Origin of the sequence: Rhizobium sophoriradicis, from assembly GCF_003939025.1 — a bacterium.
In the GTDB taxonomy this organism is placed as follows: domain Bacteria; phylum Pseudomonadota; class Alphaproteobacteria; order Rhizobiales; family Rhizobiaceae; genus Rhizobium; species Rhizobium sophoriradicis.
In genome coordinates this window covers 144018-158719 of record NZ_RQIH01000009.1, presented here as the reverse complement: position 1 = coordinate 158719, position 14702 = coordinate 144018, and the positions used below count along the sequence as shown (strand labels likewise).

General features: G+C 63.4%; 14 protein-coding genes. 9 read left to right on the top strand and 5 right to left on the bottom strand.

Features of this window, described 5'->3' with window-relative positions; translation table 11 throughout:
- The first annotated feature begins 59 nt into the window (after positions 1–59).
- Together EFR00_RS16880 and EFR00_RS16875 are read left to right on the top strand one after the other, a co-directional pair.
- On the top strand, positions 60–845 hold the full coding sequence (locus EFR00_RS16880) for a TlyA family RNA methyltransferase (protein WP_009994799.1): 786 nt from the start codon (positions 60–62) through the stop codon (positions 843–845).
- The gene (locus tag EFR00_RS16875) at positions 842–2092 is read left to right on the top strand and encodes a class I SAM-dependent RNA methyltransferase (protein ID WP_077991014.1); all 1251 of its coding nucleotides are present in this window, start codon (positions 842–844) and stop codon (positions 2090–2092) included. Before EFR00_RS16880 ends, EFR00_RS16875 begins: the two co-directional genes overlap by 4 nt.
- Positions 2093–2151: 59 nt before the next feature.
- Here the strand turns inward: EFR00_RS16875 and EFR00_RS16870 are convergent, their stop codons facing one another.
- A complete protein-coding gene (locus EFR00_RS16870; RefSeq protein ID WP_009993571.1) occupies positions 2152–2601 on the bottom strand; it encodes a winged helix-turn-helix transcriptional regulator in 450 nt (149 codons plus the stop codon).
- Between the two features lie 85 nt (positions 2602–2686).
- Here EFR00_RS16870 and EFR00_RS16865 point away from each other — a divergent pair, with 85 nt between their 5' ends.
- Together EFR00_RS16865 and EFR00_RS16860 are read left to right on the top strand one after the other, a co-directional pair.
- Positions 2687–3505 (top strand): oxidoreductase, encoded by an 819-nt coding sequence (locus EFR00_RS16865; protein ID WP_038687237.1) that lies wholly within the window; start codon positions 2687–2689, stop codon positions 3503–3505.
- 81 nt (positions 3506–3586) lie between these two features.
- Positions 3587–4591, top strand: coding sequence for an MBL fold metallo-hydrolase (locus tag EFR00_RS16860; protein WP_077991015.1), 1005 nt, complete (start codon positions 3587–3589; stop codon positions 4589–4591).
- Positions 4592–4626: 35 nt separating this feature from the next.
- Here the strand turns inward: EFR00_RS16860 and EFR00_RS16855 are convergent, their stop codons facing one another.
- Both EFR00_RS16855 and EFR00_RS16850 read right to left on the bottom strand, forming a co-directional pair.
- Positions 4627–5379: a crotonase/enoyl-CoA hydratase family protein gene (locus EFR00_RS16855; protein ID WP_077991016.1), complete on the bottom strand. Its 753-nt coding sequence runs from the start codon at positions 5377–5379 to the stop codon at positions 4627–4629.
- 29 nt (positions 5380–5408) lie between these two features.
- A complete protein-coding gene (locus tag EFR00_RS16850) occupies positions 5409–7184 on the bottom strand; it encodes an acyl-CoA dehydrogenase family protein (RefSeq protein WP_077991017.1) in 1776 nt (591 codons plus the stop codon).
- 313 nt (positions 7185–7497) lie between these two features.
- On the opposite strand from EFR00_RS16850, the gene EFR00_RS16845 reads away from it, so the two are divergent.
- Together EFR00_RS16845 and EFR00_RS16840 are read left to right on the top strand one after the other, a co-directional pair.
- Positions 7498–8493, top strand: a complete 996-nt coding sequence (locus EFR00_RS16845) for a transporter (protein ID WP_077991018.1) — start codon at positions 7498–7500, stop codon at positions 8491–8493.
- A gap of 319 nt (positions 8494–8812) precedes the next feature.
- Positions 8813–9076 (top strand): DUF982 domain-containing protein, encoded by a 264-nt coding sequence (locus EFR00_RS16840; protein ID WP_009986459.1) that lies wholly within the window; start codon positions 8813–8815, stop codon positions 9074–9076.
- A gap of 74 nt (positions 9077–9150) precedes the next feature.
- On the opposite strand, the gene EFR00_RS16835 is transcribed toward EFR00_RS16840, so the two are convergent.
- On the bottom strand, positions 9151–9621 hold the full coding sequence (locus tag EFR00_RS16835; protein WP_077991020.1) for a BA14K family protein: 471 nt from the start codon (positions 9619–9621) through the stop codon (positions 9151–9153).
- Positions 9622–9760: 139 nt separating this feature from the next.
- The gene (locus EFR00_RS16830) at positions 9761–11005 is read right to left on the bottom strand and encodes an aromatic ring-hydroxylating oxygenase subunit alpha (protein ID WP_077991123.1); all 1245 of its coding nucleotides are present in this window, start codon (positions 11003–11005) and stop codon (positions 9761–9763) included.
- A gap of 409 nt (positions 11006–11414) precedes the next feature.
- Here EFR00_RS16830 and EFR00_RS16820 point away from each other — a divergent pair, with 409 nt between their 5' ends.
- From EFR00_RS16820 to EFR00_RS16810, 3 genes are all read left to right on the top strand, one after another.
- The gene (locus EFR00_RS16820; protein ID WP_077991022.1) at positions 11415–12023 is read left to right on the top strand and encodes a DUF6656 family protein; all 609 of its coding nucleotides are present in this window, start codon (positions 11415–11417) and stop codon (positions 12021–12023) included.
- Positions 12024–12084: 61 nt separating this feature from the next.
- Positions 12085–13098: an L-threonylcarbamoyladenylate synthase gene (locus tag EFR00_RS16815; protein ID WP_077991125.1), complete on the top strand. Its 1014-nt coding sequence runs from the start codon at positions 12085–12087 to the stop codon at positions 13096–13098.
- Positions 13095–14531, top strand: a complete 1437-nt coding sequence (locus EFR00_RS16810; RefSeq protein WP_077991023.1) for an FAD-binding oxidoreductase — start codon at positions 13095–13097, stop codon at positions 14529–14531. The genes EFR00_RS16815 and EFR00_RS16810 overlap by 4 nt, the downstream gene beginning before the upstream one ends.
- Positions 14532–14702: the final 171 nt, after the last annotated feature.

Sequence of the window (14702 nt, the reverse complement as noted above, 5' to 3'; positions counted from 1 at the left end):
GACGATTATCTGCCTCCGGCGTCCGAAAGCTCCGACGGTCATGGCGATCCTGGAACAAAATGCTTGCAACCGGCGGCTTTGCCGGTCATTCACAGCCGATGTCCGATCAAAACAGCCAACGCCTCGACCAGCTGCTCGTCTCCCGCGGCCTCTTTGCCAGCCGCTCGCGGGCGCGCGACGCCTTGCAGCGCGGCACGGTGCGGATCGCCGGCCAGGTGGTGACGAAGGCCGGCGCGCTCTTCGGCGTCAACGCCGATATCGCAATCGATGATCCGGCGCAGGATTACGTCTCGCGCGCCGCATTGAAGCTTGCTAGCGCCCTCGACCATTTCCGGCTCGATCCGGCCGGCCATCACTGTCTCGATATCGGCGCGTCCACCGGCGGCTTCACCGAGGTGCTGCTGCAACGCGGTGCTGCACATGTCACGGCGATCGATGTCGGCCACGGGCAGATGCATCCGCGCATCTCAGGCGATCCGCGGGTGACGAACCGGGAAGGCCTCAACGCCCGCAACCTGACGGCCGAGGATATCGGCCACCCCGCCAGTTTCATCGTCTCCGACGTCTCCTTCATCTCGCTGAAGCTGGCGTTGGCGCCGGCCCTTGATATCGCCGAGCCGGGTGCCATCGCCGTGCTGCTGATCAAGCCGCAGTTCGAAGCGGGGCGCGAGGCGATCGGCAAGGGCGGATTGTTGAAGGATCCCTCGTCTGCGCCCGCCGTCGCTGCGGAATTGGAGCGCTGGTTCATCGAGGATCGGGGCTGGAATAGCCTCGGCCTCATCCCCTCCCCGATTGCCGGCGGCGACGGCAATCAGGAATTTCTTCTGGCAGGATTGAAACCGTGAGCACCGAAACCGTCACGATCGAGAAGCTCGGCGCCCAGGGCGACGGCATTGCAGGCAGCGCCGGCGGGCCGGTCTACGTGCCCTTTTCCCTGCCCGGGGAAACGGTGGCGATCGCCCGCGTCAAAAGCCAGGGCACGATCATGTCGATTGCGACGCCCTCGCCCGACCGACAGGAGCCGCCCTGTCGGCATTTCGGCCCGGACGGCGTCAACGGCACCTGCGGCGGTTGCACGCTGCAGCATCTGGCGGATGCCCCCTACCGCGCCTTCAAGCGGCAGCTGGTCGTCGATGCGCTGAGATCCAAGGGTCTGACGCCTGAGGTCGGCGACATCGTTCCGGCCCGGCCGGGCGAACGCCGGCGCGTGGTGTTTGCGGCGCGCAAGACCGAAAAAGATATGTTGATCGGTTTCAACCAGGCCGAAAGTCACCATATCGTCGCCATCGAGGAATGTCCGATCTCATCGGCCGGGATCGTCGCCCGGCTGCCGGCGATCAAGGCGATCGCCGCCGCGCTGGCGATCAGCGCCGAACCCTTCCGGGTGGCGGTGCTCGAGACGCTTTCCGGCCTCGATATAGCGGCCGACGACATCAAGAAACTCTCCGACCCGCAGCGGCGCAAGGCGATCGAAACCGTGCTCGGCCTGCGCGGCATCGCCCGCGTGACGCTGAATGGCGAGATTCTCGTCGAGCCGGCCAAGCCGATCGTCGATTTCGGCGGCGTCGAGGTTTCGCCGCCAGCGGGCGGATTTGCCCAGGCGACCAAGCCTGCGGAAGAAGCGATGGCGGAGCTGGTGCTTGCCCATGCCGGCAAGGCCAAGCGGATCGCCGATCTCTTTGCCGGCGCCGGCACGTTTTCGCTCAGGCTGGCGCAGATCGGCCGCGTCCATGCGGTCGAGGCCGAGGCGGCGGCGCTCGCCGCCCTCGACCAGGCCGCCCGCAAGACACAGGGGTTGAAGCCGGTCAGCGTCGAAAAGCGCGATCTCTTCCGCCGCCCGCTGATGACGCAGGAGTTCAAGCCCTTTGACATGGTCGTCTTCGACCCGCCGCGGGCGGGTGCCGAGTTTCAGTGCAAGGAGCTCGCCCGCTCAGGCGTGAAGAAGATCGCAGCCGTCAGCTGCAATCCGCTGACGCTGGCCCGTGACCTTCAAATCCTCGTCGAGGGCGGCTACCGCATTACCGGGGTGACACCGATCGACCAGTTCCTCTGGAGCTCGCATGTCGAGGTGGTCGCGACGCTGGAAAAATAAGCCGCGGCCTCACACTTCGCGGCCGAAGCGATCGCGATATCCAGAGCGTCAGGAACATCTTATCGGTCGCCCGGCTCGCTTTCGCGCTGCAAACTCATGCGCATTGGTCGCGTTCCGAGCTTTGCGCCGGTGACGGCATCGATTGCGACCGGCTCGATCTCTGATCCTGCCTCGACGTCGATATAGCGGGCGAGTTCGCCATCGCAATGGCGGTGCGCCCAAGCCCCGATCATCATCAGCACAGGCAGAAAATCCCGACCCGCTTCCGTGAGGACATATTCTTCGCGGGGCGGCCGTTCGGAATAGAGGCGCTTCTCCAGCAGACCATCCTCCGTCAGCGCCTTAAGCCGCTTGGTCAGCATGGTCGGCACGATGCCGAGGCTCTTCCTGAACTGGTCGAAGCGGGTGAGGCCCGAATGGGCGTCGCGCAAGACGAGAATGCTCCAGGCGTCGCCGACGGATTGAAGGCCGCGGGCGACCGGACATTGAGGAATCGGACTATTTTTCATTTAGTATCTTTTCGATAGTGACACGATATCGAAAAGATAGTAACAGATCAGCCAACGATGATCCACTCTTTTGAAAGCTGATAATATGACCGACAAAAACAGAAGCGTTGCACTGGTCACCGGTGCGTCCTCAGGCATCGGCCTTGCAACGGCGGAGTCTCTGGTCAAGGCCGGTTACCGCGTGTTCGGGACCAGCCGCAAACCGGTCGCCAACAGGCCCGGGATAACGATGCTGATCTGTGACGTGGCCGATGAAGCCTCGGTGCAGGCGGCCGTTGCGGAGGTCGTCCAGCAAACCGGCCGGCTCGACCTCGTCGTCAATAATGCCGGCATCGGCCTCATCGGTGGTGCGGAAGAATCCTCGATCGCTCAGGCCCAGCGGCTTTTCGACGTCAACGTCTTCGGCGTGGCGCGCGTCGCCAATGCCGTGCTGCCGGTCATGCGGAAGCAGAAGAGCGGCCGGATCATCAACATGAGCTCGATCCTCGGCCTCATCCCGGCTCCGTACAATGCCTTCTATGCTTCGACCAAACATGCGCTCGAGGGCTATTCGGAATCACTCGATCATGAAGTGCGCAATTTCGGCATTCGTGTCGTCCTCGTCCAACCCGGCGTCACCAGAACATCCTTCGAGGAAAACCTGACGCGAGCAGACCAACCTCTTCCGGTCTATGCTTCGGAACGCGCCCGCAGCGAAGCGCTGATGCGCAAATGGGTGGAGACGGGCGATGCCCCCCAGGTCGTCGCCGACATGGTGGTGAAAGCCGCAATGGCAAAGAAGCCGAAGCTGCGCTATTCCGCCGGCAAGCAGTCGCGTCAGGTCCGCTCGCTTCGCCGCTACCTGCCGGAGCGGCTGGTCGACAGCCTGCTGCGTAAGGTCAACGAGTTTCCGGCCTCAGCCTGACTCATTCATCGAGGATAGGATTCAGATTCAAGCCGACAGGCTTAAAGTCATCCTATCCTCGGCCAAGGAAACCGATTCCGAATGCGCAAGACCAAAAGACGCAATCCCTACTATGCGGGCCCGGTGTCCGACCACTTCGACGGCACGTACTTCTTCAATCCCGGAGGCATCGAGCCGCTTGGTTTCCGCGAGCTCTTGCGGTGGCAATTCGGCGGCGGCCGTGAGCGCTGGCCGCGGTCGGTCCCAAGTCCATTTGCGGCGGCAAAACCGGATCCAAGCGTGGACGGCGAAGGCCTGCGGGTGACCATGGTTGGGCATGCAACCCTGCTGGTGCAGGTCGCCGGGCTCAATATTCTCACCGATCCGGTGTGGTCGGAGCGGGTCAGCCCCTTCACCTTTGCCGGACCCAGACGCGTCGTCGAACCGGGCATCGCGTTCGATGATTTGCCGCCGATCGATCTCGTGCTGGTATCGCACAATCATTATGATCATCTCGATATTGCGACGCTGAAACGCTTGCATGCTAGGCATAGGCCGCTTGTCGTGACGCCGCTCGGCAATGACACGATCATTCGCCGCGCCGTGCCCGATCTGCAGACGACATCGATGGATTGGGGCGAGCGCATCTCTCACGCCGGAATAAGCATCGATGCGGAGCCTGCCCATCATTGGTCCGCCCGAGGCGGCGCCGATCGCCGGATGGCGCTCTGGGCCGCGTTCGTTTTGTCGACTCCCGCCGGAAAGATCTATCACGTCGGCGATACGGGCTTTCACCGCGGCATCAATTACAAGGCGGCACAGCGGAAACACGGCGGTTTTCGCCTGGCGATTCTACCCTTCGGCGCCTATGAGCCGCGATGGTTCATGAAAGGGCAGCACCAGAATCCTGAGGAAGCGGTGATGGGGATGAAGCTCGCAAATGCGGCCTATGTGGCGGGGCATCACTTCGCAACGTTCCAACTGACGAATGAAGCGGTCGACGCGCCGACAAAGGCGTTGCGAGAGGCGATGAGAGAGCACGATATCCCCTCGCACCGATTCCGACCGCTCAGGGCAGGCGAAGTATTCGATGTGCCGCCGGCCTGATAGGAGGTCGGCATTCCATAGGTTTTCGGCAGCCCTCAGCGGCGCATGAAGGCTTCGAAGGCCGCGCGCGCTTCGGCGCTTTTCAGCCGCGTGGCGAAATGGCGGGCCTCGACATCGATGCGAGCGATGACCTCTTCCCTGGAGCCGCAAATGAGATCGCGGGCGATTTTCAAGGCTTCCGGCGGCTTGGCGGCGAGTTTCGTGGCCGCGGCAAGGGCGGCATTCTCCACCTCGACCGGCGTCGTCACCTTCCAGATGAGGCCGGCCTCGCGGGCTTCTTCGGCGCTGAAGGCCTCGCCGGCGGCCAGCATGGCAAAGGCGCGCTGGTGACCCATGATGCGCGGCGCAATCAGGCTGGAAGCCGCTTCCGGCACCAGCGCCAGATCGACGAAGGGCGTGCGGAACTGGCTGCGGTCGGAGGCGATCGTCAGGTCGCAATGCAGGTTGAGGGTGGTGCCGATGCCGATCGCCAGACCGTCGACCCCTGACACCAGCGGCTTTTCGGATCTGGCGAGCGCGTAGAGGAAATCGATCAGCTCGTCTCCCATGCTGCCGCCCATGGCAGTGGCAAGAAAATCGCCGATGTCGTTGCCGGCCGAGAAGCTGCCTTCGGTGCCGAGAAAGACCGTCACTTTGATATTCGCGTCCGCGTTGGCGGCGGTTAGCGCATCGGCCATGGTGCGATACATCGCGCGTGTGAAGGCGTTCTTCTTTTCCGGCCGGTTGAAGCGGATCAGCTGAACGCCGGGATGGGCGGAAGGCTGCTCGACGATGATGTGGTCGGTCATAGGATCTCCTCAGAACTCATGGGGCCTGGTCAGGCAAGCAGGATGCGGGCGGCGGCGAGGCTCGCCGCGCCGTTGACGACCCGGTCGCGCAAGGCCGCGGTCTCGGCAAGCAGGTTTTCGGCGGCAAAGCGGCAGAGCGCGATACGGCTCTCGCCTTTGCCGTCACCGCTTTCGGCCAGAGCACCCTTGGCGAGGTAACAGCCGGTGAGCACAAGGCCGAACAGGCGCTGATAGGGGCTGGCGCCGGCAAGCGCCTCGGCAGCCCTCCCGTCGGCAAGCGCCTTCAGCAGCCAGGCGGTCGCCGCGTCGAGATCCGCGATGGCGACGGCGAGTCTCGCGGCAGTCTCGCCGAAACCATCGAGATTGGAACGGCCGACAGCCTCGGCGATCGCCTTCAATTCAGCGATGAACCCCGTGACCTGATCGCCGCCGGAGAGCGGCAGCTTGCGGGTGACGAGGTCGATCGCCTGGATGCCATTGGTGCCCTCGTAGATCGGCGCAATGCGGGCATCACGGAGATAACGCGCGGCACCCGTCTCCTCGATGAAGCCCATGCCGCCATGCACCTGGATGCCGAGCGAGGCGACCTCGACGCCGGCATCGGTTGAAAACGACTTGGCGATCGGCGTCAGAAGCGCGGCGCGCTCCTGCCAGTGGCGGTTATCGCCTGCCCGGCGCGACATGTCGAGCGCATGGGCGCAGGCATAGGAGATGGTGCGCGAACCTTGGGTCAGCGCCTTCATCGTGAGCAGCATACGGGCGACGTCGGGATGTTCGACGATCGGGCTCATGCCGGCGCCGGTCGAATCTGGCGCCCTGCCCTGCGTGCGCTCCCTGGCATAGGCGAGCGCCTTCTGGGTGGCCGCCTCCGAGATCGCCACGCCCTGCATGCCGACGGCGAGACGCGCATTGTTCATCATCGTGAACATGCAGGCGAGCCCCTTGTTCTCCTCGCCGATGAGCCAGCCGATCGCACCCTTTTCGCCGCCGAACCGGCCGTCGCCATAGATCATCGTGCAGGTCGGCGAACCGTGGATGCCGAGCTTGTGTTCCAGCGAGTGGCAGAAGAGATCGTTGCGGGGCCCGAGCGAACCGTCGTCGTTCACCAGGAATTTCGGCACGAGAAAGAGCGAGATGCCGCGTGTCCCGGCTGGCGCATCCGGCAGCCGGGCCAGCACCAGGTGGATGATATTGTCGGCCGCGTCGTGCTCGCCCCATGTGATGAAGATCTTCTGGCCAAAGATGCGATAGCTGCCGTCGTCGCGCCGCTCGGCGCGGGCTTTCAGCACGCCGAGATCGGAGCCGGCGTGCGGCTCCGTCAGGTTCATCGTGCCGGTCCATTCGCCGGACACCATCTTTGCCAGATATTTGTCTTTCAGTGCAGCGCTGCCATGGGCGCTGACCGCCTCGATGGCGCCCATCGTCAGCGTCGGGGCGAGCGCAAAGGCCATGGAGCCAGAATTCCACATTTCCAGCGCCGCGACATTCAGCATATCAGGCAGTGCCTGGCCGCCGAAGGCTTCCGGCGCCGTCAGGCCGTTCCAGCCGCCGGCAATCCAGTTGCGGTAGAGCTCGCGCCAGCCATCCGGCAGCCGGACTTCGCCGTCGACGAGGCGGGCACCCTGGCGGTCGCCGATCTCGGCGAGCGGCGCCACCTCCTCTGTGGCAAAACGTCCCGCCTCGGAGAGGATCGCGTCGACCAGATCTTCGCCGAGATCGCCGAAAAGACCGTTCGACAGCGCCTCGCCCATGCCCGCTACATGCTTCAACGTGAACGCGATTTCCTCGACGGGCGCCTTATACATGCTTTCTCCTCCATGGGACCGGCCTGCACCTCGCGCAAAGCCCCTCCGAGGCAAGGGCTAATTGATTTTTACGTAAACGTCAATTTCGATTTCCCGGGCTGCCGTGCGATAGTTTACCCGACATGGCGGTTTGCTCTTGCACAGTTGCACAAATGGACGTCATGGAGAATTTCTAATGCATGTCGCCCGGAAGTGTGCAGCGGTTCCGGGACAACGACATGCATCAAAACAAAGGGCTAAAGCGCGTCGCATGAATCAAATTTGATGCGACGCGCTTTAGAATGACATCGCCCTCGCAAAGGACCGGCGAACAATGGATACATTGCCCGTCAACATACCCGGTTTCGTCTGGGCCTATCGTTTCTCGCCGGATGACAAGACGGCGGTACGGCTGAACAACAGCGCGACGGTGGCGGATCTGACCGCCGACAACTGTTTCTACTGGCTGCATCTCAACCTCGTGGACGCCCGGGTGCCGGCCTTGCTCGAGACGCTCGGCGGGCTGACCGAGGACGCCAAATCGGCGCTGACGACGCATGACACGCATGCGGCGCTGACCGTCGACGAGCAGATGCTCTACGGCACGCTCGTCGACTGCCAGCGTGATTTCGCCCAGGACACCAACAATCTCGGCTGGCTGCATTTCGCCATGTCGGACCGCTTCATCATCACCACCCGGCTGCAGCCGCTGCGCAGCGTCGAGCGCGCGCGCGCGCTGATCGAGAAGAACCCGGGCAAAATTGCGCTGCCGGTCGATCTCTTCGAACTGCTCGTGATCGAATTTCAGCGCACGCTGATCGCCATCGTTATCGAACTCACCGAAGAACTGAACCAGATCGAGGATATCGTCTACGACAACGCCCCGCGCGACGAGCGCCGGCGGCTGGCGCCGGTGCGGCGAACCGTGGTCAGGCTGCACCGGCACCTGCGCACGGTGCTGGCGCTGATGCGCCGGGCGGCGGCGGCCGACGACGACGAGATGCCCTTCGGCTTCGACGACGTGGCGCGGCGGCTGACGAGCCGGCTGGAAACGGTCGACCACGATATCTACGCGCTGCAGGACCGGGCGCGCCTGCTGCACGAAGAAATCGATTCGAAACAATCCTCCGAAACCAACCGCCACCTCTACCTGCTGTCGATCATGACGGCCTTCCTGCTGCCGCCGACGCTGGTGACCGGCTTTTTCGGCATGAACACCGCCAACCTGCCCTTCTCCGTCGGCGATTACGGCACGGAATACGCCGTCATCCTCATAGTCGGCTCCGTCGCGCTTGCCTGGTGGCTGCTGAGGCGGGTGAATATTCTTTGAATGTGAGAGGTGCGGTTGGCCGCGCCCCTCATCCGCCTGCCGGCACCTTCTCCCCGCTTGCGGGGCGAAGGGGGATAGCCGCAACCTCTCCGTCCCTCTCCAGCGTCTCGTAAGGCACGTCCCCTCGCCCCGTCTTTACGGGGAGAGGGTTAGGGTGAGGGGCAGCTTTCGGGGCCATCAATTAAGGCGAATAGCCCGCCCTGCTGGCGGGCCATCCCATCGATCGACGCTCGAATGATCGGCTGGTTCAGGCCGCCACCTCGCCCGGAACGGTTCTTGCACGGTTACTAATATATTTACCGTGGGGAGACCTAATGTCATGAAATGGTGCACATCCGGAGAGTTTGCCCCTCTGATGCTCGTTGTGAGTGGGCCGGAAAAATACAAGCTTGTTGCAACTCTCGTGCAGGCCGCCGAGATGCTGACCGTTGGCTGGCCAATCGACGATGGAGAAGAATACCTCACGGCAATTATGGCTTGCCGGGACGCAATACACGGGGAGATTCCGGCTCAGGCCGCGCGAGCAGCGCTTATCCGTGCTGCCGACGAAGCTGGAATTTCGGTAATAACTGTCGTTCACTGAGCTTCACAGCCGACGATGAAATCGGTTCACCGTCGGCGCTCGTATTGCCCAGCCCTGCGCTTGTCGTGCCTACATCAATACGGTGAATAGCACTGCTGGCGCGGGCCGTTATAGGGCTGGAAGGTGTTGTCGTAGGCGCGATATGAGCGATAGCGGTTGGCGCACCAGGCGACGTGGCTTGAGCCCATCCGGGGTGCCGGCGCGACGTAGCGCGGCTGCGCCGCAATGGCGCCACCGATGACCGCGCCGGCGCCGAAGGCGGCGAGCGGGTACCAGTAGCCATTATAACGGCGATAACCCGGACGATAGTAACTATAGCCGCGATAGCCGCCGTAATAGCCGGGGCGGTAATAGGCGCCGGGGCGATAGCCGGGCCGGTAATAGTCGCGGCGATAGTAGCGGCGGTATTGGACCTCCTCGACGGCGGAGGATTTCTCCACCTTCGGGGTGGTGGGCATCTGGATTGCCTGCGACGGGGCAAAGCCCGTCAGCACGACGGCGGCAGTGAGAATTGCAGTCGCGATTTTGCTTTTCAGCCCGATCATTCTTCTCTCCCATTCAACGGCGATCACCGCCTGCCACGCAACGCGTTCGTGGCTGAATGGTTCCGAAAGCAGCCGAGGACCGGCTGCTTTTGTTTTCGATCGGCGGACCTGAACCGGCCTTAATTGCAGGCGACATACATCAGGCGACGGCGGAGATCTTCGCCTGGTCGCCCTGTAGCCGGTTCACCATGAAGTTCGAATACCATTCGAGGAACTGCATGACGCCGCCCTCGTGCAGGGAAGAATAGGGGCCGGGCTCGTAGGCGGGCGAGTGGATGCCGAAGGCATTCTCTTCGACGATGCGGCGATCCTGATCGTTGGTCTCGGTCCAGACATGCGTCAGTTCCTCGAGATTGTAATCCACGCCTTCGACCGCGTCCTTATGGACGAGCCACTTGGTCGTCACCGCCGTCTCATTGGCGCTGAGCGGCAGCACGCGGAAGGAGATGGCATGGTCGCCGAGCAAGTGGTTCCAGGTCGTCGGATAGTGGAAGAGCAGCATGGTGCCGATATGGCTGATCGAGATATCGTCGGCGATCCGGCGCTTGACGGCCGGCTTGCCGGACATCGTGTAGCTCTCGGCATCCTCGATCAATGGCATGCGGGCGGTGCGGAACTGACCGTCCGGTGAAATCTGGAACTTGCTCGGCAGGCCGGCGGCCTCGCAGCGCGACCAATGGCCGGCGATCTCCGGGTCGTCGGCGCCGCCATCGGTGCCGGTAACGCTCGGCGCTTCCGGATAGGTGCGGCAGAGTTCCGGGTGATTGGCGGCGCAGTGATAGCATTCGCGGTTGTTTTCCCAGACGAGCTTCCAGTTGCCCTTCTCGATGATCGTGCTCTGGAAGGCGACCTTGGTCTCGCCGATGCGATGCGGCGCCATGTAGGGCTCGATCTTGTCGCGCACGGTCTGGAAATCCGGGGCGGTGTCGGCAAGGCAGATGAAGATATAGCCGGCCACGCTTTCACAATGGACGGGCTTCAGGTTGAAGCCGGTCTTGTCGAAATCATCGCCCATGTGGCGGGCGAAGGCGAGCTTGCCGTCGAGATCATAGGTCCACTGATGATAGGGGCAGACGAGACGCACGGAGGAGCCATGCTCCTTGGTGCAGACGCGCGAGCCGCGATGGCGACAGCTATTGTGGAAGGCTCGGATGACATTGTCGCGACCGCGCACGATGACGACGGGATAGCGGCCGATCTGGACGGTGAAATAGGCTCCCGGCTTCGGCAGCTCGCAATCATGGCCCATGAACAGCCAGTCGCGATAATAGATCATCTCCATGTCGAGCTGGAAATAATCCTCGTCGATATAGAACGGCTGCTCGAGGCTGAAGCCCTCACGGCGGTTCTTGAGCTGACGCAAAACGTTGCTGCGAATATCCATCTTCATATCCTCGTGCATCCGGTACCGTTCAGCGGAAAAACCGCGGAAGCGCGCCCGCTTCCTTCTCCTTTTGGAGAATTGTTCATGGCGTCATTTAATCACCGAGCCCGGCCGCTGCTTGGTTGTAATGCGACATCGGCTTCGAAATTGACGACAGGATGCGGCAAGGCTGTGGCGGCCCGCCCCGATCAATCGCATCGCCGACTCTCCAGGCAATTATCGTCAATTGCGACATGGCGTAAAGCCCCGTTTTGCAAAGAGCTCGGCTGCCGGATGCCGATCACCGTCGCATTTGCGACATCCTCTTGCATCTGCCGGCAGCCGTGGCGCAGCCGGAACCGCGTTAACACCGCCTTAAGCATAGGACCCTATCCTTGCGATGAATCAGACCGACCGAAGAACGCGAACCATGGCCAGACTCCGCTATTTCGATGCGAAGGACACCAGCAGATTGCGGGAGCGGCAGCCGATTGCCGCCCATTCCGAATTCCTGCGCACCGGCCGCATCCCTCGCGAACGGCGGCACTGGCTGGCGGAGGAAAAGCGCTACCTTACCCATGACGAGGTCGCGGCAAAGACCGGCCGCAAGCTGCAGGTGGCCGGCGAAAAAACGCATCAGCACATCAACGGCTTTCACCACTCGATCCAGTTTCCGAAGATGGTCTTCCACCGGACGCTGGAGGACAGCCCACATCTCGGCTATTGCCATGTCACCGCCGCGCGCACGAAGTTTGCCCATTATGAAGACGTCAGCTGGGCCTTCTATATCGCCAACTTCTACTCCGACATCGGCGACAACGACAATTTCTTCCAGCGGATCGACGTCGGCTATTCCCGCATGTATTTCGCCGTCGCGATGAAGCCGGGCGAGGATTCCTCGGAAAAGATGACCATCGACCGGTCGGTGCGCGGCAATGGGTTGCTCTTCCGCACCCACGACCCACAGGCGGCGATCCGCAACGTCCTGTTGCTCGGCGCCCGCAACGAACAGCTGCGCGAAATCATCCGGCAGCTATAACAGCGATTGATCGGCGGCGGCGGAAAGCCTAATGACCTGCCGGGATCAATCCGGGCAGCACATGGCACGCATCATCGACATCAAGGCAGACAGGCAGGCGGCGCTCGAAGCGGCCTCAGCGGCTCTTGCCGACGGCTTCGCCATCGCCATGCCGACGGAGACCGTCTACGGCCTTGCCGCCGACGCCACCAACCCCGCCGCCATCACCCGCATCTACGAGACGAAGGGCCGGCCGCGCTTCAATCCGCTGATCTGTCACATGGCCGACCTTGCCATGGCCGAACATCATGCCGAGTTCGATCCGCTGTCGCGGGCGCTCGCCGAAGCCTTCTGGCCCGGTCCGCTGACGCTCGTGCTGCCGCTCAAGGCCGAAAGCCCGATCCATTCGCTGGCGACTGCCGGTCTCGACAGCGTCGGCGTGCGCGTGCCGAAGGGTTTCGCCGGCGCCCTGATCGGCGCTTTCGGGCGGCCGCTCGCAGCCCCGAGCGCCAATACCTCGGGCGCCATCAGCGCGACGAGTGCCGCCCATGTCGAGGCCGATCTCGGCGCGAAGATTCCGTTGATCCTCGATGCGGGCCCGAGCACGGTCGGCGTCGAATCGACGATCGTCAAGGTGGAAGGCGACCGGGTTAGGCTGCTTCGGCCCGGCGGCCTTGCGGCGCGCGAGATCGAGCATGTCGCCGGCAGGCCGCTGCTGCGCGCCAAAAAGGCATCGGCGGCCATCGAGGCGCCGGGCATGCTCGCCTCGCATTATGCGCCGGGCGCCAGCGTGCGTCTCAATGCGAGCGCCGTGGAACCCGGCGAGGCGCTGATCGCCTTCGGCGGTGCGGCGGTCGCGGGCGCGCGCGACGCACGCATCGTTCTCGACCTCAGCCCGCGCGGCGACCTTGCGGAAGCGGCGGCCAACCTTTTCGACTACATGAAGCGGGCCGATGCCAGCGGCGTTTCGAGCATCGCCTTTTCGCCCATTCCCGACGACGGCCTGGGCGAAGCGATCAACGACCGCCTGCAAAGGGCTGCCGCTCCCCGCGCGACTGACAAAGCTGATAGAAGCGACAGAGGATCGACCCGATGAGCAACCCCGGCATTTCAACCGATCTTCTCGACCGCTTCGCCGCCATCGTCGGCGACAAATACGCGCTGCGTGGCGAGGCCGACCTGGCGCCGCATCTCATCGAAAACCGCGGGCTCTATCACGGCTCCTCCCCTCTCCTCTTAAAGCCCGGCTCGGTCGAGGAGGTCTCTGTAATCATGAAACTCGCCACCGAGACCGGAACCGCAATCGTGCCGCAGACCGGCAATACCGGCCTCGTCGGCGGCCAGACGCCGCGCGCGGGCCAGTCCGATATCATCCTGTCGCTGGAGCGCATGAACAGGATTCGCGACGTCGATCCGGTAGCCAACGTGCTGGTCGCCGACGGCGGCGCCATTCTGGCCGATGTGCAGAAGGCGGCCGAGGCGCATGGGCGGCTGTTTCCGCTGTCGCTCGGCTCGGAAGGCTCCTGCCGCATCGGCGGCAATCTCTCCACCAATGCCGGCGGCACGGCGGTGCTTGCTTACGGCAATATGCGCCAGCTCTGTCTCGGCCTCGAAGTGGTGCTGCCGACCGGCGAGATCTGGGATGGCCTGCGTCGGCTGAAGAAGGACAATACCGGCTACGACCTCCGTGATCTCTTCATCGGCGCCGAGGGCACGCTCGGCATCATCACCGGGGCGGTGCTGAAGCTGTTTCCCCAGCCGCTCGGCCATCAGGTGGCATTCGCCGGCCTTAATTCGGTCGAAGACGCGCTCGGTCTCTTCAACCTTGCCGCCAGTCTCTGCGGCACCTCGCTCACCGGCTTCGAGCTGATGCCGCGTTTCGGGGTCGAGATCACCACGCGCCATATCGACGGGGTGCGCGATCCGCTGGAAGCGGCCTATCCCTGGTACGTGCTGATCGATATTTCGACGTCGGATTCGGCCGAGACGGCGGAGCGGATGATGAACGGCGTGCTCGAACAGGGTTTTGAGGCCGGTCTGGTGCTCGATGCGGCGATCGCCTCATCCGTCGCCCAGCAGAAAGCCATCTGGCACATGCGCGAGAGCATGTCGGATGCTCAGAAGCCGGAAGGCGGATCGATCAAGCACGACGTGTCCGTGCCGGTGTCGAGGATCCCGCATTTCATCGCCGAGGCCGAAGAGGCGGTCATTGCGGCCATGCCCGGAGCCCGCATCTGCGCCTTCGGCCATATGGGCGATGGCAATATCCATTACAATATTTCCCAGCCGATCGGCGCCGACAAAGCCGCCTTCATCGCCCGCTGGCGCGAAATGAACCACATCGTGCACGGGCTGGTGCTCGCCCAGGGCGGCTCGATCTCGGCCGAACACGGCATCGGCCAACTGAAGCGCGACGAACTGGCGGCGATCCGCCCGGCGATCGAAATCGAGCTGATGCGCCGCATCAAACGCGCTTTCGATCCGGCTGGTGTCATGAATCCGGGGAAGGTCGTCAGCCTCGACGTTTAAAGGTGGCGGTCGGGGGCGCCGGCGAGCCCGCCCCTCATCCGGCTGCCGCCACCTTCTCCCCGTAAACGGGGCGAAGGGACCGAGCCGCGACCTCTCCGGTCCTCGCGACGCTGTCGCAGCGCACGTCCCCTCGCCCCGCGAGCGGGGAGAGGGTTAGGGTGAGGGGCAGCC

Bases quoted from the DNA above. Each gene is read 5' to 3' on its own strand.
- EFR00_RS16830 (WP_077991123.1), bottom strand. From the start codon at position 11,005: ATGGATATTCGCAGCAACGTTTTGCGTCAGCTCAAGAACCGCCGTGAG.
- EFR00_RS16815 (WP_077991125.1), top strand. From the start codon at position 12,085: ATGGCACGCATCATCGACATCAAGGCAGACAGGCAGGCGGCGCTCGAA.
- EFR00_RS16880 (WP_009994799.1), top strand. From the start codon at position 60: ATGCTTGCAACCGGCGGCTTTGCCGGTCATTCACAGCCGATGTCCGAT.
- EFR00_RS16820 (WP_077991022.1), top strand. From the start codon at position 11,415: ATGGCCAGACTCCGCTATTTCGATGCGAAGGACACCAGCAGATTGCGG.
- EFR00_RS16810 (WP_077991023.1), top strand. From the start codon at position 13,095: ATGAGCAACCCCGGCATTTCAACCGATCTTCTCGACCGCTTCGCCGCC.
- EFR00_RS16835 (WP_077991020.1), bottom strand. From the start codon at position 9,621: ATGATCGGGCTGAAAAGCAAAATCGCGACTGCAATTCTCACTGCCGCC.
- EFR00_RS16855 (WP_077991016.1), bottom strand. From the start codon at position 5,379: ATGACCGACCACATCATCGTCGAGCAGCCTTCCGCCCATCCCGGCGTT.
- EFR00_RS16850 (WP_077991017.1), bottom strand. From the start codon at position 7,184: ATGTATAAGGCGCCCGTCGAGGAAATCGCGTTCACGTTGAAGCATGTA.
- EFR00_RS16845 (WP_077991018.1), top strand. From the start codon at position 7,498: ATGGATACATTGCCCGTCAACATACCCGGTTTCGTCTGGGCCTATCGT.
- EFR00_RS16860 (WP_077991015.1), top strand. From the start codon at position 3,587: ATGCGCAAGACCAAAAGACGCAATCCCTACTATGCGGGCCCGGTGTCC.
- EFR00_RS16870 (WP_009993571.1), bottom strand. From the start codon at position 2,601: ATGAAAAATAGTCCGATTCCTCAATGTCCGGTCGCCCGCGGCCTTCAA.
- EFR00_RS16865 (WP_038687237.1), top strand. From the start codon at position 2,687: ATGACCGACAAAAACAGAAGCGTTGCACTGGTCACCGGTGCGTCCTCA.
- EFR00_RS16840 (WP_009986459.1), top strand. From the start codon at position 8,813: ATGAAATGGTGCACATCCGGAGAGTTTGCCCCTCTGATGCTCGTTGTG.